The organism is Gordonia sp. UBA5067 (assembly GCF_002414845.1).
In the GTDB taxonomy this organism is placed as follows: Bacteria; Actinomycetota; Actinomycetes; order Mycobacteriales; family Mycobacteriaceae; genus Gordonia; species Gordonia defluvii.
In genome coordinates this window covers 1-17,153 of record NZ_DIAX01000036.1, presented here as the reverse complement: position 1 = coordinate 17,153, position 17,153 = coordinate 1, and the positions used below count along the sequence as shown (strand labels likewise).

At 66.4% G+C, this 17,153-nt stretch carries 16 protein-coding genes and 2 pseudogenes; 11 read left to right on the top strand and 7 right to left on the bottom strand.

Going from position 1 to position 17,153, the window contains the following annotated elements; translation table 11 throughout:
- The 3 genes and pseudogenes from B4M62_RS06000 to B4M62_RS05990 form a co-directional block, all read left to right on the top strand.
- A pseudogene (locus B4M62_RS06000) lies at positions 1 to 2,414 on the top strand (DNA-directed RNA polymerase subunit beta'); the annotation flags it as partial.
- A 404-nt stretch (positions 2,415 to 2,818) separates the two neighbouring features.
- Positions 2,819 to 3,247, top strand: a complete 429-nt coding sequence (locus B4M62_RS05995; RefSeq protein ID WP_290706072.1) for a hypothetical protein — start codon at positions 2,819 to 2,821, stop codon at positions 3,245 to 3,247.
- Positions 3,248 to 3,304: 57 nt separating this feature from the next.
- Positions 3,305 to 4,372, top strand: a complete 1,068-nt coding sequence (locus B4M62_RS05990) for a DNA polymerase IV (RefSeq protein WP_290706071.1) — start codon at positions 3,305 to 3,307, stop codon at positions 4,370 to 4,372.
- A 16-nt stretch (positions 4,373 to 4,388) separates the two neighbouring features.
- Here the strand turns inward: B4M62_RS05990 and B4M62_RS05985 are convergent, their stop codons facing one another.
- From B4M62_RS05985 to B4M62_RS05965, 5 genes are all read right to left on the bottom strand, one after another.
- Complete coding sequence (locus B4M62_RS05985; protein WP_290706070.1) at positions 4,389 to 5,357, bottom strand: hypothetical protein; 969 nt, start codon at positions 5,355 to 5,357, stop codon at positions 4,389 to 4,391.
- A gap of 139 nt (positions 5,358 to 5,496) precedes the next feature.
- Positions 5,497 to 5,892: a YbjQ family protein gene (locus tag B4M62_RS05980; RefSeq protein WP_290706069.1), complete on the bottom strand. Its 396-nt coding sequence runs from the start codon at positions 5,890 to 5,892 to the stop codon at positions 5,497 to 5,499.
- 17 nt (positions 5,893 to 5,909) lie between these two features.
- Positions 5,910 to 6,392, bottom strand: a complete 483-nt coding sequence (locus B4M62_RS05975) for a SixA phosphatase family protein (RefSeq protein WP_290706068.1) — start codon at positions 6,390 to 6,392, stop codon at positions 5,910 to 5,912.
- Positions 6,389 to 6,655, bottom strand: coding sequence for a hypothetical protein (locus B4M62_RS05970; RefSeq protein ID WP_290706067.1), 267 nt, complete (start codon positions 6,653 to 6,655; stop codon positions 6,389 to 6,391). Before B4M62_RS05970 ends, B4M62_RS05975 begins: the two co-directional genes overlap by 4 nt.
- An 81-nt stretch (positions 6,656 to 6,736) precedes the next feature.
- On the bottom strand, positions 6,737 to 7,543 hold the full coding sequence (locus B4M62_RS05965) for a methyltransferase domain-containing protein (protein ID WP_290706066.1): 807 nt from the start codon (positions 7,541 to 7,543) through the stop codon (positions 6,737 to 6,739).
- A 178-nt stretch (positions 7,544 to 7,721) separates the two neighbouring features.
- Between B4M62_RS05965 and B4M62_RS05960 the strand changes: the two genes are divergently transcribed.
- A complete protein-coding gene (locus B4M62_RS05960) occupies positions 7,722 to 8,084 on the top strand; it encodes a hypothetical protein (protein ID WP_290706065.1) in 363 nt (120 codons plus the stop codon).
- A gap of 55 nt (positions 8,085 to 8,139) precedes the next feature.
- On the top strand, positions 8,140 to 9,048 hold the full coding sequence (locus B4M62_RS05955) for a DMT family transporter (protein WP_290706064.1): 909 nt from the start codon (positions 8,140 to 8,142) through the stop codon (positions 9,046 to 9,048).
- 1 nt (position 9,049) lies between these two features.
- Here B4M62_RS05955 and B4M62_RS05950 read toward each other — a convergent pair whose 3' ends face one another.
- Positions 9,050 to 9,499, bottom strand: coding sequence for a flavodoxin domain-containing protein (locus tag B4M62_RS05950; protein ID WP_290706063.1), 450 nt, complete (start codon positions 9,497 to 9,499; stop codon positions 9,050 to 9,052).
- 206 nt (positions 9,500 to 9,705) lie between these two features.
- On the opposite strand from B4M62_RS05950, the gene B4M62_RS05945 reads away from it, so the two are divergent.
- From B4M62_RS05945 to B4M62_RS05920, 6 genes are all read left to right on the top strand, one after another.
- Positions 9,706 to 10,458, top strand: a complete 753-nt coding sequence (locus B4M62_RS05945) for an ABC transporter permease (RefSeq protein ID WP_290706062.1) — start codon at positions 9,706 to 9,708, stop codon at positions 10,456 to 10,458.
- Positions 10,455 to 11,264 carry an ABC transporter permease gene (locus tag B4M62_RS05940; protein ID WP_290706061.1) on the top strand — a complete coding sequence of 270 codons (810 nt, stop codon included), beginning with the start codon at positions 10,455 to 10,457 and terminating at the stop codon, positions 11,262 to 11,264. The genes B4M62_RS05945 and B4M62_RS05940 overlap by 4 nt, the downstream gene beginning before the upstream one ends.
- A 48-nt stretch (positions 11,265 to 11,312) precedes the next feature.
- Positions 11,313 to 12,572 (top strand): ATP-binding cassette domain-containing protein, encoded by a 1,260-nt coding sequence (locus tag B4M62_RS05935; RefSeq protein ID WP_290706060.1) that lies wholly within the window; start codon positions 11,313 to 11,315, stop codon positions 12,570 to 12,572.
- A 71-nt stretch (positions 12,573 to 12,643) separates the two neighbouring features.
- Positions 12,644 to 12,874, top strand: a complete 231-nt coding sequence (locus B4M62_RS05930; RefSeq protein ID WP_290706059.1) for an MbtH family protein — start codon at positions 12,644 to 12,646, stop codon at positions 12,872 to 12,874.
- A 180-nt stretch (positions 12,875 to 13,054) separates the two neighbouring features.
- On the top strand, positions 13,055 to 13,336 hold the full coding sequence (locus tag B4M62_RS05925; protein WP_290706058.1) for a hypothetical protein: 282 nt from the start codon (positions 13,055 to 13,057) through the stop codon (positions 13,334 to 13,336).
- 252 nt (positions 13,337 to 13,588) lie between these two features.
- Positions 13,589 to 16,714, top strand: a complete 3,126-nt coding sequence (locus tag B4M62_RS05920) for a GH92 family glycosyl hydrolase (RefSeq protein WP_290706057.1) — start codon at positions 13,589 to 13,591, stop codon at positions 16,712 to 16,714.
- 22 nt (positions 16,715 to 16,736) lie between these two features.
- On the opposite strand, the pseudogene B4M62_RS05915 reads toward B4M62_RS05920, so the two are convergent.
- Positions 16,737 to 17,132 (bottom strand): annotated as a pseudogene (locus B4M62_RS05915) (acetoacetate decarboxylase family protein); the annotation flags it as partial.
- Positions 17,133 to 17,153: the final 21 nt, after the last annotated feature.

The window sequence follows — 17,153 nt, the reverse complement described above, 5'->3', positions numbered from 1 at the left end:
TCCTGATCGAAGGCAAGGCGATCCAGCTGCATCCGCTGGTGTGCGCCGCATTCAACGCCGACTTCGACGGCGACCAGATGGCCGTACACCTGCCGTTGTCCGCGGAGGCGCAGGCCGAGGCGCGCATCCTGATGCTGTCGAGCAACAACATCCTGTCCCCGGCGTCGGGTCGCCCGTTGGCGATGCCGCGTCTGGATATGGTGACCGGGTTGTTCTACCTGACCACTGTCAAAGAGGGCCTCGACGGCGAGTACCGCGAGGCCACCGGTGACGATGTCGAGCGCGGCGTGTACTCGACCCCGGCGGAGGCCATCATGGCCGTCGACCGCGGTGCGATCACCGTGCAGACTCAGATCAAGATCCGGCTCACCGATCAGCGGCCCACGCCCGAAATTGAAGCTGACCAGTTCCCCGACGGCTGGGCCTACGGCCAGGCGTGGGAGATCGTGACCAGCCTGGGCCGGGTGCTGTTCAACGAGTTGCTGCCCGTCGAGTATCCGTTCGTCAACGAGCAGATGCCGAAGAAGCGTCAGGCCGTCATCATCAACGACCTGGCCGAGCGCTATCCGATGATCGTGGTGGCGCAGACGGTCGACAAGCTTAAGGACGTCGGCTTCCATTGGGCGACCCGTTCCGGGGTCACCGTCGCCATGTCCGACGTGCTCGTGCCGCCGAATAAGGGTGAGATCCTCGACAAGTACGAGGACCGCGCCGACAAGCTGGAGGCCAAGTTCCAGCGAGGCGCGCTCACCCCCGACGAGCGCCGCGACGCGCTCGTGGAGATCTGGAAGCAGGCCACCGAGGAAGTCGGTAAGGCCATGGAGGAGTTCTACCCCGAGGACAACCCGATCGTCATGATCCCGCGCTCGGGCGCCACCGGTAACCTCACCCAGGTCCGGAACCTGTCGGGCATGAAGGGGCTGGTGACCAACCCGAAGGGTGAGTTCATCCCGCGGCCGATCAAGTCGTCGTTCCGCGAGGGCCTGACCGTGGCGGAGTACTTCATCAATACCCACGGTGCTCGAAAGGGCCTTGCCGATACCGCGCTGCGCACGGCCGACTCGGGTTACCTGACTCGCCGTCTGGTCGACGTCAGCCAGGACGTGATCGTCCGCGAGACCGACTGCGGCACGGACCGCGGCATCACGGTTTCGCTCGGTCAGAAGCAGCCAGATGGTTCGATCATCCGGGATGCGCACGTCGAGACGAGTGCCTACGCCCGGACATTGGCTGCGGACGCGGTCGACGCCGACGGCAACGTCGTCATCGAGCGCGGCCACGATCTGGGCGATCCGGCTATTGCGGCGCTGCTCGACGCCGGCATCACGGAGGTAAAGGTCCGCTCGGTCCTGACCTGTGACACCGGCACCGGTGTGTGTGCGCATTGCTACGGTCGCTCGATGGCGACGGGCAAGCTCGTCGACATCGGCGAGGCCGTCGGCATCATCGCGGCGCAGTCGATTGGTGAGCCGGGCACCCAGCTGACCATGCGTACCTTCCACCAGGGTGGCGTCGGCGACGACATCACCGGTGGTCTGCCGCGTGTGCAGGAGCTGTTCGAGGCGCGCGTGCCCAAGGGCAAAGCCCCGATCGCCGAGGTCGCCGGCCGGATTCGCCTCGAGGACGACGATCGCTTCTACAAGATCGTCATCGTCCCCGACGACGGTTCCGAAGAGGTCGACGTCGAGAAGATCTCCAAGCGTCAGCGTCTGCGCGTCTTCAAGCACGAGGACGGCTCGGAGCGGCTGCTCGCCGATGGCGACCACGTCGAACTCGGCCAGCAGCTCATGGAGGGTGCGGCTGACCCGCACGAGGTCCTCCGCGTGATGGGCCCGCGTCAGGTGCAGATCCACCTCGTCAACGAGGTTCAGGAGGTGTACCGGAGTCAAGGTGTGTCGATTCATGACAAGCACATCGAGACGATTGTGCGCCAAATGCTGCGCCGCGTGCAGATCATCGAGTCGGGTGCGACCGAGTTCCTGCCCGGTTCGCTGGTGGAGCGCGTCGAGTTCGAGTCGGCGAATCGTCGAGTCGTCGGCGAGGGCAACGAGCCCGCGTCGGGTCGTCCGGTGCTGATGGGTATTACCAAGGCGTCGCTGGCCACCGACTCGTGGTTGTCGGCGGCGTCCTTCCAGGAGACCACCCGAGTGCTCACCGATGCGGCGATCAACAGCCGCAGCGATAAGCTCGTCGGTCTCAAGGAGAACGTCATCATCGGTAAGCTCATCCCGGCCGGTACCGGTATCAACCGCTACCGCAACATCCAGGTGCAGCCGACCGAAGAAGCCCGGGCCGCCGCTTACGCGGTGCCGAGCTACGACGACACCTACTACAGCCCGGATGGCACCTTCGGTGCCCCTGCCGGCGCTGCGGTCCCGCTCGACGACTACGGCTACGGCGACTACAACATCTAGTCGCCTTTCCAGTACGGAACAACAACCTCCAACTCGGGAATCGAGTTGGAGGTTGTTGCTTTCGGCTGGATTGGCGGCGTCGAGGTCGCTTCGGACCTGTTCGGGTTTGCGCCTCGCCGGCAGGTAGTGGCTGCTTCGCCGTGCCGATTCGGGTAGTCGACTACTCGTGCCCCGCGCGACGACCGGCGGGACAGTAGTTGGGCAAGCCCCCGACTACAGGTCAGGCCGACCTCGGCGCCTCCGTCCCCCCTCAGCGGAAACCGGGGCTTGAGAACGGCGGGGACCCGTGTTGACGTGCGGGTCCCCGCCATCCGGCTTGGGGGCTACCCCGACTTTGCGTATTCGCCGATGGCCTCGGCTGCGGTGGCCGTACGATTTTCTTCTCACCAGAGGAAGGTCGGTCAATGACTCGTTCATCTAGCGCCATCGCGGCGGTCGTGCTGGTCGCCGGGCTCGTGCTGTCGGGGTGTGCCAAGTCGTCCGAGGCGGCGCCGGTCGATCTGAAGGCTCTTGTGCCGGCGCCGGCGAACGTGACGAACACGGTTGGTCCCGACCCGATCTCCAACAACGGAATCCGATTCCACTACCAGGCCGCCGCCGCCCCGGGGCCGGCGATGGTCGCCTACCGCAACGCTCTGCGTGACAAGGGCTGGCAGGTGACAACCATCGTGACGTCCGAGGGCGGAACGGGTGGCGGTGCCACGTATACCGGCACCAACGGCGACGCGTACACGGTCGTCGACGGCGGCGGCTTCGAGCAGCAGACCTTCATCGACATCTGTCTGTGGCCGAAACGGCCGGAAGAACCCAACTGCACCCGCGCCAAGCGCTAGTCCCGGCTCGGCGCCCGTCCGGAGTCGTGTCCAGCCACTGCGGGCTACTCTGAGATCGTGGGTCCGGCACGTGTTCTCCACGTCGACCTCGATCAGTTCCAAGTGTCGGTCGAGCGTCGGCGCAGCCCCGAGTTGATTGGATTACCCGTCATCGTCGGCGGGCACGGGGATCCCACTCAGGCACGCAAGGTGGTGACCTGCGCGTCGTACGAGGCCCGACAGCGCGGGGTGCGTGCCGGGATGCCGTTGCGCGCCGCGTTCCGCAAGGTGCCCGAGGCGGTGTTCCTGCCGCTCGATACTGAGGCCTACGACGACGCGTCAGCGCAGGTCATGGCAGTATTGGGTGGTTTCGGTCCGCTCGAGGTGTGGGGGTGGGACGAGGCATATCTGGGGGTGGGTGCCGTCGACGATCGGGAGGCGGCCCGGTTGGCCGGCGACATTATCGCGACGATCCGCCGCCAGACCGGGCTGACCGCGTCAATCGGCATTAGTGACAACAAGCAGCGCGCCAAGATGGCGACGAACATCGCCAAACGACGACCTGTTGACTACGGGCCGCGCATCTTCACGCTCGACGCGAACAATTGGGGCGAGTTGATGGGTGAGCAACCGACACGCGAACTTTGGAGCGTTGGTCCCAAGACGGCGGCGAAGTTGTCGGGGATGGGAGTGGGCACGGTGAACGATCTCGTGGCGACGCCCAGGGACGACTTGATTGCGGCCTTCGGTCCCCACCAGGGCAACTGGCTATACGTACTGTGCCGCGGTGGTGGTGATTCGACGATCACCGTCGAGCCGTGGGAGGCGAAGTCACACTCGCATTCGTGCACGTTCCCGACCGACCTGACCGATCCGGCTGACCTGCACGCCGCTCTGCAAGGTTTGGTGGCCGAGGTTGTGGCGCAGGTCGTCGACGAGGGGCGCATCGTCTCCCGGGTGGCGGTGACGGTGCGTACCGCCACATTCTTCACCCGGACCAAGTCGCGTATGTTGGCGCCGGCCACCGTCGACCTCGAGAGGATCGAACCGGTGGTGCACGACCTGCTCGACGACTTCGAATCCGGGCGGGCAGTTCGACTACTGGGCGTCCGGCTGGACCTCGTGCCGACCGCCGACCTGCGATAGTCGCGCAGCGCGAATGTCATCGTGCAGCGCCGATCGGCGCTGCACGATGAGAATGGTGCTGCTCGGCGGGTCGGTTGATCCACGACCGGAGGAGCGGCACCATCTTCCCGGTGCGGAGGTCGTCCCAGGTCCACCGGAGAACTAGATACCCGAGTGCGCGTAGTTCGTCCTCGCGCCGCTTCTCGCGCATGACGGTTTGCTCGATCGACTCGCCGGGCCTGCGCGACTGGCCGTACTTGATCGCCCCGTCGAACTCGCCGATTAGCCGGTGGGCCTCCCACCAGAAGTCGACGCGATAGTTTCCGCCGGCGCAGCGGAAGGACTGCTGCAAGGTTGGCGGCGGGATCTTGGCGTCAATCATCTGCGCGCGACTCCACGATTCACCGACGCTCTCCGAGCTGTTCGTGGCCAGGGGGAGCGCCCGTTGGGCCGCACGGATTCCACGGCGTCTCGCCGCCAGCGTGCAACCCATGATGTCTCGATCGGCCGTCGACCGCAGTGCACCGTCGAACGCGGTGAGCGCCTGAGCAAAGTCGCCCATGATGGCGACGTCGACCGCTGTGCGTGCCAGCGAGGTGACCGCGACGCCCTCGATGCGCACGGTCTCCCCGGGGGTCAAGGGCGCCGAGTGGACATGCCGGCCCGCGCGGATCCGTCCACCGGCGCCGAGTCCGTTGGTGAGATGCACGCATCGCTGATCAGGGCGCAGGAGGGCAAGGCCGTGCATGGTGGCCGCGGAGGTGTGGCTCAGCGCCAGATCGCGATCGGCGTCGGAGGTCGCAACGGCGATCGACCGCAGCCGAAAGAATCGGTCGCGGCCCGCGGGTCCATCGAACTCGTTACTCGGTTCGACGAACACGCCAGGGGTCAGACGCAGGAGTCGACCGGACACAACGGATGTTCGCAGTTCATGGTCGGAGATATCGACCGCGTTGGCGGCCGCACGACGGATCAGGCCGTAGGCATCGCGGGGATAGGGTGTCATGCCCAGTTAGACGCGGCCCACCGGCCGTCGGTTCCCCGACATTCGCGCAGCAGGCTGATCCGGGCGCGTTTGCGCAGCGCAAATGTCATCCAGCAGCGTGAGTCGGCGCTGCTTTATGACATTCGTGTTGCAAACAGGGCTACGGGAGGGGACTCGGTGCGACACGGGCGTACGCGTCGGACGCCGACTGAGGGGTCGATCCGGTCTCACCCGCCGGAATCGGCACGGCGACAACGGCGGTGCCGTACGCGCAGACCTCGGAGAATTGGGCGCCGATCGAGCCGGTATCGAAACGAGCACCAACGATGGCAGTCGCCCCGCGCTGCATTGCCTGCTCCCACATGCGCTGGCAGACCTGCTGGCGAGACTCGTAGACAAGCTTGGTGTACTCGGTGACCTCACCGCCGCCCATTGCGCGAAAGCCGGCGACGAAGTTGGCGCCGATATTGGCCGAGCGCACGGTCATGCCCATGACCTCGCCGAGCACGGCCTCGATGCGGTACCCGGGGATGTCGTTGGTGGTGACGATAAGCATGGCGCCCATCCTAGGTGCTACCGGGGGATGCGTACGCCGACCAGTCGAGCAGCGGCGTCCGGCGTCAGTCCGATCTGTGGCCACGGCACGCCGATCGTCACGACGGCGTAGGCCGATGTCGGGAATCGGGGTACGTCGCCGCTGGGGTCAAGTGCCAACGCGGTGTCGGGCATACCGGGCACATGTCCGACGACGAGCAGAATGCGCGCGGAGTCGGGGGCGTAGATGCGAATGGTTTCAAGGATTTGCGAGGGTGAGCCGCCGTAGAGGTCGTCGAGATACTGAGTCGGTGCCGATACACCGGTACGTTCGAGCGTCTCGCGGGTCCGGCGCGCCGTGGAACAGAGCACCGCGTCGAAACGGAGTCCTTCGTCGCGCAGCCACTCACCGGCCAGCGCGGCCTGCCGCTCACCGCGCGGGGCCAATGGACGGGCATGGTCGGGGACCCCGGCCGGGTACGCCGACTTCCCGTGCCGGAGCAGGACGAGGGTGCGGCTCACGCGGTGCGCCGCTGCGACGAGGCTCCGTCGCACATGATGGTCAGCAGGGCTGCCGTCTCGCGCCAGGCGACGGCTTCCTGCCAGTGGAACTGTGCTCGCATGTCGTCGTCGTCGACCCACCGATCGTAGGCGAGGAGATGTTCGTCGAACGTGTCCCGGCACAGCCCGATGAACTCCGGGAGGTGGGTCGCGTCAGCGCAGACCTGCTCGATCTGGTCGCGGTCCAGCGTCACCAGACGCTCCAGCTCGTCAGAAGATCCCATGGAACCAACGGTATCGCCAGGGTCGGACAAACCCTCGGTCCCGCGCCGACCCTCGCGCATCCGAGGACGGGAAACGGGAGATCAGGCCAGGTGACCCACTACCGCGTACATGGTGACCGAGAACAGGTAGTCCCCGGTGGCGATACCGTGCTCGATTTCGGCGGCCGCCTGGTCGGCCTGCGCCGCGGTGATGATTCCCGACGCTACCGCCGCCGCCGCCTGTGCCGCATACATCGGCGCGGACATCGCCGGGTCGAAGATCACCGCTTCCGATCCGATGTCGTCGATGGTGAAGCCGGCACCGGTGAGCAGACCTCGCAGCCGACGGCCCGAGTTACGGTTGGGCGCCTGCGCAGCACGCGGGCCCATCAGGGCCGCGACGATCTCGGGATCGACGGGGTGCATGATGGCCGTCGCCCAGTCGCTGTCGATGACGATAGCCCGGCCGCCGGGGCGCAACACGCGGGCGATCTCGGCGGCGGCCCGTTCCGGGCGATCAAGGTGCTGGAAGACGCGTTCGCAGCGCACCGCGTCGAAGCTGTCGTCGGGGAAGGGCAGCTGGTAGGCATTCCCTTCGACGAAAGCGGCCGGCGTTCCCGCTGCTCGTGATGCCGCCAGCGCGACCATGTCGGGGTTGGGATCGACGCCTATCGCTCGGCCGTCCGCGCCGACGGCCGCGGCCATCGCCACCACCTCCGATCCGGTGCCCGACCCGATGTCGAGGGCACGCTCGCCGGGACGGAGGGCCAGCGCACCGGATGCCCAGGAGCGCATGCGTTGAATGCTGGCCAGCTCTGCCTGCTGGTCGAGGACGGAGATCAAGACTTCCTGCTGGCCTTGGCCGACTTTGTCGGAATGGAACGACGGAAAGGACTGCGATTCACTCATACCGTCATTGTGCCCGTCGGCCGCGCCGGCCGAGGGGTGCAGATGCGCCCGTCAGCGGCCGGGTGCCCCTGGGGGTGCAGTTCAGAGGAAAATGCTCGGCGCCGCCGGTAGTGTCTGACGAAATCGACCTGGGCACCAGACCGAGGCACAACGAGGGGTAGCAATACCAATGCAGAGAATGAGGCGAATCGTTGCGACCGCACTCGCGACGGCGGCCATCGCGTCGGGTGCCGTCGCGGTCGGTGCGTCGCCTGCCCAGGCGGCGATCCGGCCGGGTGACTATACATACACCGTGTGGGGCGAGGCGGGCCACAAGATCCTCACCTCGCCGGCAATCGTGCGCGGCAACCGGATCTATCTCGCCGACGAGGAAACCTGGTACGAGGTGACCCCGACCCGGCGGGGTGGATATCTCACCGCGGGGACGATCAATCGCCGCGACTTCTGGCAGGTCGGCAACGGTTACGCCGGCATCTCGTATCTATGGGTCCTGCCCAGGCACCCGTCGGTCACAGCGCGGATCACCCTGACTCCACGGTAGGGACTGGCACCGCCCGGGGCGACGGTATGCCCATCGTTCAGGGATAATCGGACGTGTGCACACCTGGCTTCCGGCGATCCTCGCGGTCCTTGCTGCGTTGCTCATCGCCCTGGGGACGGTGGTCCGTCAGCGCGAGTCCGCTGAATCCGGTGCCATCAACGCCAGATGGTGGCTCGGCGCCGGCATTGCGATTCTCGGCTTCGCCGCCCAGGCGACAGCGCTCGGATTGGGGCCGATCCTGCTGGTACAGCCGCTCATCGTCCTCGCGGTGCTCTTCGCCCTACCGCTGGAAGCGTGGGCCGACGATCGGCACCCGCGTGGCAACGAATGGGCGTGGGGTCTGGTGCTCGTCGGGTGCGTGGGGACATTTCTGGTGATCGCGCGACCGGAGCAGTCGGCACGGCGACCCGACGTGGCGACTCTCGCCATCGCCACGACCGCGGTTATCGTCGCGGTCGCCGTCCTGGTCGCACTGGCCGAAAAGTCCCGCAGCAACCACTATCGCGCGCTGTTTTACGGGCTGGCGTCCGGAGTCCTCTTCGGTGTGTCGGCGCTGCTGGTCAAGTCGGTGATCATGCGCGCGATGACCGATTGGCACGAGGTCTTCAGTCATGCGTCGATCTACGTGCTGCTGGTCGTTGCGCCGGGGGCGATCGTCGCCCAGCAACGCGGCTTCGGCGCCGGTGACCTGCAGACGTCATTTCCGGCGATGAACGTGATGGAACCGGCTGTCGCGATGGCCCTGGGCCTATTGGTCCTCGGTGAGGAGATCAAGGTCGGTGTGACGACCGCACTGTTCCTGGGCATCGTGCTCGCGCTGATGATCCGCGCGGTCATCGAACTGGCCCGGCTGGCCGCCTCGCGCGCCGACACCGTCCACGAGCACCACCTCGAGCAGCGGATCGTCAAGACAGCAGCCGACCCGCCGCATCAGCGGGATGCGACGGGTCGGGAAGCGGAATAGGTCAGCCGTTGATGAGTGGTGCGATGGTCTGCGCCCACTCTTCGGCCTGGGTGGTCGGCTTGATGTCGGAGGACAGGTCGTGGCGGCCGTGCTCGCCGACCTGGGTGGCACCCAAGTTGGTCAGCATTTCGGCCATGATCTCGCCGCCGCGGTTGAAGGTTTCGCCATATACGGTGTCGCCCAGGCCGAAGACCGCGAAGCGCAGCCCGGACAGGTCTGGCTTATTGGCGTCGAGCTCGTCGGCGAACGGCAGTGCCCCGGTGGGTAGTTCGCCCTCACCGTAGGTGGAGCACACGACGATGACGAAGTCGCTGGGGTTGAGATCGCCGACGGCGAAGTCGGTCATGTCGTAGATCGACGGATCGTGCTCGGCGGCGAGGATGTCGGCGATCGAATCGGAGACCAGCTCGCCGGTTCCGGTCTCGGTGCCGTACAGAATCACAGTGGACATGAGCATCAATTCTACGTCGTGAGCAGGGGAAATCAGAAATCGAAACGTCATGACATTGGTCTCGGCCCGGCAGGACCATGGACCCTGGTGCGAGGGTCGTACGGGACGCCGACGGTCAACCGCACTCGTGGAGCACGCCAGCAGGGCCAAGTGGGCGGGTACAGGGGAGTCATCGCTGATCGGCTCAGGGGTTAGAGTAGGACATCATGAGGCAATGGTGGGCGCTGTCGATGCGCGTGATGGCCTCGATTGCTCGCAACGGCGAGTTCGTCACGGCCCTCCTGTCTCCGGTGTTGTTGGCCGTATGTTTCTACTTGCCGATGCGATCGATGATGAACCAGGCGCCGGGGATGGACTATGCCGCTTTTCTGATGCCGATCATCACCCTGCAGTCGGTGGCGTTCGCGGCGAGCGCGGCGGCAATCCGGGTGGCCATGGACCGGGTGAACCGCATCAACATCAGATTTCGCTCCCTGCCGATGCCGCTTCTGCTTCCGGCGTCGGCGCGGTTGGCCGCGAACGCCGCGTTGCTCATCGTGTCACTGGCGTGTGCGGTGGTGGTCAGCGTGGTCATCGGATGGCGGCCCGGTGCGGGGATATCCGGAACGGTCGGACTCCTTGCCCTGGCATTCGGGGTGGGGATTGGCTTGGTGCTGCTCGCCGACGGGATTGGGCTGCTTGCCGGTTCGCCGGCGGCGACCAGTCAGGTACTCGCTCTGCCCGTGCTGGTACTGGGAATGCTGTCATCGGGATTCATGCCCGCTGAGAGATTTCCGCAATGGATCGCCCCGTTCGTCCGCCATCAGCCGATCTCGCGTTTTGCCGAGGCGATGCGGGCGTTCAATGACGGCACGGCGACGGCAGCGGTGATCGCCCCCGCCGTCTGGTGGTGTGCGGGACTGCTGGTCCTCGGCGCGGCGCTGGTTGTGGCAGGCACGACGAAGGGGGCCGACTCGTGAGCGCGGCCCCGTCGACGAGCGCCGCCGAACGGTCGCTGCGCGGGTGGTTGCGTCACAGTCTGCTCCTCGCCGATCGTCAGCTTCGAGTGCTGGCGGGCGACATCCCCACGCTGATCCAGATCATCGCGGTGCCCCTGCTGACGATGTTCCTGTTCAAAGTTGTGTTCGGCGAAGTGGTCGGCCAGGCTGCGGGACAGGACAGCATCTACGGCACTGTTCCGCTGGTCATCCTGGTCAGTGCCATGTTCGGGTCGGTGACCGGCGCGGTGCGACTCAACGCCGAACGACAGACGGGTTTGTTGGCCAGGCTCCATGTCTTGCCGATCAACCGCGCCGCGGAGTTGACGTCGCGAATATTCGTCGAGGTCGTGCGTATTGTCGGCGTGACTCTGCTCCTGCTCGCCGCCGGAGCCGCGATGGGGTTCCGGTTCACCCAGGGGTTGTTGCCCGCCATGGGGCTGCTGCTGGTGGCCGTGCTCTTCGGGGTCGCGTTCTCCCTGGTCGTGTTCGCGCTGGCCGTGAACACCCCGCCGATGTCGCCGATTTTGTCTGTCGTCTCGTTGCTGAGTACGTTGCTCATGTTCTTCAATTCGGGCTTCACCCCGATCGATCAGTACCCGCGGGCGATACAGCCCATCGTCCAGTACCAGCCGATGACTCCGGCGATCAACGTGATGAAGCACCTGGCATCGGGTGGCCCGGTGGCGGCCGACCTGCTGGCTGTCGTCGCGTGGTCCGTGGGTGCGGTCCTGGTGTTCGCGTTGCCTGCGGTGCGCGGCTATCAGCGCGCCGCGTTGGGCCGGTAGATTGGACGCGATGGAATCCCTGATTGCGACTGACGAAGGGACTGCCGAATGCCGGCACTGGAGCCGCCGACAAACGTCACTCCGACGCGGCCTGCTGTCACACTGTCCGCATCGTCCGGGCCCGCGGTCACTCCGACGCGTCCGGCAGTCGTCCGGTCCACACACCGGGCCGAACGTGCGAAGCCGGACGTGGAGCCGAATGTCATCGCGGTCGCGGAGGTCTTCGACGCTTACTACGGAGCAGAATCGAGTCAGAGAATGAGCGAGTCGGAAGTCGCCGACGAACCCGCGGTTGTTGGTGTCGACGAACTTGCGCCGGTGCGTGCGACCGCGTCTCGAGAGGCCCGTGCGCGCATGCCGCTGGACGGTCCAGCCATCGAAGTGATCGGGGTGCGCAAGACGTTCGGCGATGCTGTCGCCGTCGACGACGTATCACTGGTTGCGCAGGCGGGGACAGTGTTGGCACTGCTGGGGCCCAACGGCGCCGGCAAGACCACAACTGTCAATATGCTGACGACCCTGCTGCGCCCTGATGGGGGCGTGGTCCGGGTGGCCGGTCACGATGTGGTGGCGGAGGCGGCCCAGGTGCGGCGGAGTATCGCGCTCACCGGGCAGTTCGCCGCGCTTGATGAGGCGTTGAGCGGGCGGGCCAACCTCGTCTTGTTCGGCCGGCTGCACGGGCTTGCGAAAGCTGCCGCCGGAGCACGCGCCGACGAGTTGTTGGCCGAGTTCGATCTGATCGACGCGGGTGACAGGAAGGTTTCGAAGTACTCCGGTGGGATGCGTCGCCGGATCGATATCGCGTGCGGCCTGGTGGTTGAGCCAGCGGTCTTCTTTCTCGACGAGCCGACGACCGGACTCGACCCCCGAAGCCGCCAGGAGGTGTGGGCGCTTATCGAGCGGCTCAGGGACCGGGGGGTGACGATCCTTCTGACCACGCAATACCTTGAGGAAGCCGACTTGCTGTCGGACTATATCGTCATGATCGACCATGGCCGGGTGGTCGCCTCGGGCACGGCTGAGCAACTCAAGGCCGCCACCGGGGGAGCGGTCTGCGAGGTTACGCCAGCCCGCGCGAGTGATTTGTCCCGGCTGGCGGAGGCGGTGGCCGATCTTTTGCCGGCGGGCGGCGTGGCACTCGGCGAGACGTCGATCTCGGTTCCGGCGGAGTCGGGTGCCGAGGTGCTGGTCGAGGTGGTGCGCCGCACCACGGCCGCCGACATCAGCCTGGCCGACATCAGTATGCGAAGCCCGTCGCTCGACGATGTGTTTCTCAAACTGACCGAGCAGGGCCGCACTGACAACTGAATTGCCCCTCGGGCATAATCGACGTGAGAAAACGGGGTGCCCACGCCCCGGCATCAAAGGAGACGCAACAGATGACCAACCCATTCGATGATGAGGACGGCCGCTTCTTCGTGCTGGTGAACGACGAGAATCAGCACTCGCTGTGGCCCACCTTCGCTGATATTCCGGCTGGTTGGAACAAGGTGTTCGGCGAAGACAGCCGCGAGGCGTGCTTGGCGTACGTCGAGGAGAACTGGACTGACTTGCGGCCCAAGAGCCTGATCGAGGCCATGGAGGCCGACGCCAAGGCGGCTGGGAAGTAGGTAGTGTTTCCGTTGCATTCGGGTAGTCGACCCCGATTGACGAAACATGGACTTAATGCCCTAGGGCTTCCCGGAGCCGTAGGATTCGTGCAATACTGTGAGTGTTCTGGGAATCTCCAGGACATTGCGCAACGCCCACGAGGGCAGCGCACCACGCGGAGATCTGAGGGGATCGACATGATGACGCAGGTGATTGACCACGTCAGCAGCCGTGCACTGGCTACACCGCGACTGACCGCGGCCCGTTTTGGCGACTGCGCGGTCTCTTATGGTGACCTGGACAGGATCATCCACGACTACGAGCCCGTCCTGAGTCGTCATGGTCTCGGGCCGTCAGCGGCCCTCACGGCCGGAATCATGGGTTCGTTGCCGAGCGTCTCGCGCAGCGAATCGGTTGTCGAGGTGTTGGCCTGGCTCAGCCGCGACATCGTGCCGGCCGCACGTCTGCGCGCCGTCAGCTAGCACGGAGCGCTACCTGCCGGACTGGCGCGCGTGCCGAAGCCAGTGCAGCCCGGTCGGCTCGCCCAACCCGACCTTGTTCGAGGTTCGGGACCGGTATATGCCGTCAACGCGAAGCCTGAGGTCGGCCTGACCTCAGCACATCCCTGGTGCTACCGATTCGTCGGACCCGTCGGACAGCAATGGCGGGCGACAATCACCGAGACCGGCCTAGAAGGCCGCCAACTCCCCTCTGGCGTACTTCTGCGGTTCTCGGTGTTCCCCGTCTTCGACGATGTCGAGCCCGATGTGCTCGATGGCTATGCCGCGACGGCGGTAGGCGTCGACGTTGTATTCGAGGATGGTGCGCGACTCTCTGATGGCGGCGCGCCGGATCAGTACGGCGTTCCAGTGGACCCCCGGTCACAGTACGAAGCGCGGATGCTGGCAGTGGATCAGTGGTCGTCGCGAACGATTGTGCTGCGCGGGTGGGCCGGCCGAACTGTTGACCGCGTCGAGCTGATCGGCTGGGTTCCGGCCCGCGCCGACGGGGATCATGGGGACCGGCAGCAGCACGGCTACGTCGACCGGATTGACATCGTTGCGGCCGCCGGGCCCCCCAGGAGTCCAGTCGAGGCAGTTCGCACCACCCGCGGGACCTTCTCGTCGGATCGCTTCTCTCGCGGCGGGTGCGCGCCCCTGGTGGCCGTTCCGCATGGGTTTGTCTTCGGCCTCCCGATGACCGATGGCGGCAACCGGGGCTGGCCGTACTCGTACCATGAGGCGAGCCGGGTCGGCTCGAATCCGCCGCAGGATCGGTCAACCGACAATGCGAGTGTGCGACCGTGTCTGCAGGCCTTTGCGACCTCGCACATCCCGTCGCCCTGGATGGGCGACCGGGGCAGCTTCCAGGTGTTCCCGCATCCGCTGGCGCACCCCAACCCCGATCGTGACGCGCGGGCCCTGCCCTTCTCCCACGACGACGAGGTCGATCGGCCACACCTGTATTCGGTGCTTCTCGACGACGGCATCCACGAGCCGATCCGCGCGGAGCTGACCGCCGCCTCGCACTCGGTGTGGCTGCGCGCCACCTACGGCGGCGATACCGGTTCGCTTGTGTTCGACCAGATCGACGGCGACGGGTTCCTGGAATTCCCCGACCCGATACCGGGGGAGCGATATACGGCCACGGGATATGTTGACGGGCCGGGCGGGCTTGTCCGGGCGCCGCGCACCTACATCCACGTCGAGGTTCACGGGCGGGTGTTGAGTGCGCGGCGGTACCCCGGCCATGCGCGTGAGTCGGTGCTCGGCACACTGACGGTCGGGCTGACCGATGCCGATCGTTCAGTCACCGTTGCGATTGGGACATCGCACATCAGCCTTGAACAGGCCCGGCGGAATCTGGCCTTGGACGCCGCCCGCGGTCCAGTACCTGCGACTGGGGGCCGGGACCGGCCGGCATTCGATGCCGTTGCGGTCGCCACGCGCGATCAGTGGATGCCGGTCCTCGGCCGAGTTGCGGTCGACGGCGCGACGGCCGACCAGCTCACGACGCTGTACTCCTGCTTGTATCGCCTACACCTGTACCCCAACACGGCATCCGAGCGCACCCCGGCGGGATGGCGATACGCTTCGCCGTTCGCCGATCGGTCCGACGCCCCGGACTCCCCGTCGCACACCGGCCGGCGCATCGTCGATGGGGAGCTCACCGTCACCGACGGCTTCTGGGACTCGTATCGGGCGAGTTGGCCGCTGCGCACCCTGCTCGTTCCCAGACTCACCGGACGGTTGTTGGACGGGTTCGTCGAGCACTTTCGCGAAGCCGGCTGGGTAAGTCGCTGGTCGGCCCCGGGAGCCGCTGACATCATGACCGGCACCTCGAGTGATGCGGTGTTCGCCGACGCGGCGCTGGCCGGGATCGGGGAATTCGGCGACTTCGCGGAGCTCGACGCCTACGACTCCTGTCTGCGCAACGCCACCGTCCCGTCTCCGAGTCCACGGGTCGGCCGTAAGGGGATGGCCCGCTCGATGTTCACCGGCTATGCCGACATCGAGGCGCACGAGGGCATGTCGTGGACGATCGACGCGGCCATCAACGACGCGGCCATCGCGGCATTTTCGCGCTACCTGGCGGTTCGCTACCCGAGTCATGGACGGGCGTCGGAGTTTGCCGCGAATGCGACCTGGTTCACCGCCCGGGCTGCCCGCTTTGCGCTGATGTTCGACGAGGAGACCGGGTTCTTCCGTGGCCGGGACCGCTCGGGGCGGTGGCGGCCGGGGGCGTTCGATCCGCGCGACTGGGGTACCGACTACACCGAGACCAATGCGTGGGGGACTCGATTCACCGCCCCCCAGGACGGGCAGGGCCTGGCGGAGCTGTATGGCGGGCGGGCGGCGCTGGAGGAGCGGCTCGACGCCTTCATGGCGTTGCCGGAGACAGGTCGGCCGGAGTTCATGGGTGGGTATCCGGTAGTCATCCACGAGATGCGCGAAGCCCGCGACATCCGGATGGGAATGCTGGCCTTGTCCAACCAGCCCGCCCACCATATTCCGTTCATGTACGCGTTCGCCTCCCGCCCGGGCAGCTTGGCGCACGCAAAGACACAGGCGATCGTGCGTGCTGCCGTGCACCGGCTGTTCGCCGGCTCGGATCTGGGACAGGGCTACCCGGGAGACGAGGACAACGGCGAGCTATCTGCGTGGTATCTGTTCGCGGTATCGGGGTTGTATCCGCTGACCATTGGCAGCAGTCAGTTCGTGCTGTGCGCGCCGGCCTTCCCCAGGTTGACGTGGACGCTGGAGAACGGCGCCCACCTCGACATCGTGGCCCCCGAGGCATCGCCGGACAACTGTTACGTGCAGGGGGTACGGGTTGATGGGAGGCCGTGGAAGCGCATCACCATCGAACGCAGCCGCCTCGCCGGCGGGGCGGTCATCGAGTTCGACCTTGGGCCGAGGCCGTCGGAGTGGGCTGCCGGGACGGTGCCGCCGTCGCTCACCGCCGCCGGTGGGCCACCCGCGCCGCCGATCGATTTGACGTCGCCGAACGGATCGGGCGCACTGGGCGGCGCGGACGCGGCCAACGCGTTCGATGATTCCTCGGCCACCGCGCCGACCATCCTGGCCGCTGGGGCGGCGATCGGATGGGCGTTCGTCGCCCCGACGGCGCTCGACCACTACACGCTGACCATCGTTGAGCCGAGTGCATGTGCGTGGGAGGTGCAGCGAAGGCGGGCCGACGGGGAGTGGGCGACTGTGGGCGTGCAAACCGCTCAGTTCCGGTGGGCGAATCAGACGCGGATCTTCACCGTCGATGCGGAGCCGAGTACCGCCTACCGGTTGGTGTTCCGCGCGCCGGTACGGGTGGCGCAGCTCGAGCTCCTGCGACTTGTCCGCTAGCGGCCCTCGGTCGCGAGGCCGGCTAGCAGGCGGTTGCGTCCTGGAACTCCATCTGCAGGTGCGCGACCGACGAGGTCAGGAGGGCGTGGCGCGAGAGGTCGAGATCGCGCAGCTCATCGGCGATGGGGTGGCTGCCGAGGATCAGCTTTGCGCCGCCGACCCGGGTGCGCACGCCACTGGTTTCCGACAGTTGCCACGGCGTGCGGCGGGTGATCCCGTCGAGGTGGGAGTAGGCCTGCAGTGTGGCTCCGCCGGGCTGATCGGGCACCGGAATGCCGCGTGCGATTTCCAGATCGACGATCTCCCGGCCGTCGGCGCGCACCGCGCCGCGCTTGTGCGATGACTCGTGGTCGACCTCGAACTCGGCGAGCGTCTTCGGGAAGCCCCAAATCCCGCGGCCGGCAGCGAGGGTGAACTGGCTCTTCGGACTTCAGAGTGC

Bases quoted from the DNA above. Each gene is read 5' to 3' on its own strand.
- B4M62_RS05925 (WP_290706058.1), top strand. From the start codon at position 13,055: ATGACGCAGGTGATTGACCACGTCAGCAGCCGTGCACTGGCTACACCG.
- B4M62_RS05935 (WP_290706060.1), top strand. From the start codon at position 11,313: ATGCCGGCACTGGAGCCGCCGACAAACGTCACTCCGACGCGGCCTGCT.
- B4M62_RS05945 (WP_290706062.1), top strand. From the start codon at position 9,706: ATGAGGCAATGGTGGGCGCTGTCGATGCGCGTGATGGCCTCGATTGCT.
- B4M62_RS05930 (WP_290706059.1), top strand. From the start codon at position 12,644: ATGACCAACCCATTCGATGATGAGGACGGCCGCTTCTTCGTGCTGGTG.
- B4M62_RS05965 (WP_290706066.1), bottom strand. From the start codon at position 7,543: ATGAGTGAATCGCAGTCCTTTCCGTCGTTCCATTCCGACAAAGTCGGC.
- B4M62_RS05980 (WP_290706069.1), bottom strand. From the start codon at position 5,892: ATGCTTATCGTCACCACCAACGACATCCCCGGGTACCGCATCGAGGCC.
- B4M62_RS05995 (WP_290706072.1), top strand. From the start codon at position 2,819: ATGACTCGTTCATCTAGCGCCATCGCGGCGGTCGTGCTGGTCGCCGGG.
- B4M62_RS05960 (WP_290706065.1), top strand. From the start codon at position 7,722: ATGAGGCGAATCGTTGCGACCGCACTCGCGACGGCGGCCATCGCGTCG.
- B4M62_RS05950 (WP_290706063.1), bottom strand. From the start codon at position 9,499: ATGTCCACTGTGATTCTGTACGGCACCGAGACCGGAACCGGCGAGCTG.
- B4M62_RS05970 (WP_290706067.1), bottom strand. From the start codon at position 6,655: ATGGGATCTTCTGACGAGCTGGAGCGTCTGGTGACGCTGGACCGCGAC.
- B4M62_RS05985 (WP_290706070.1), bottom strand. From the start codon at position 5,357: ATGACACCCTATCCCCGCGATGCCTACGGCCTGATCCGTCGTGCGGCC.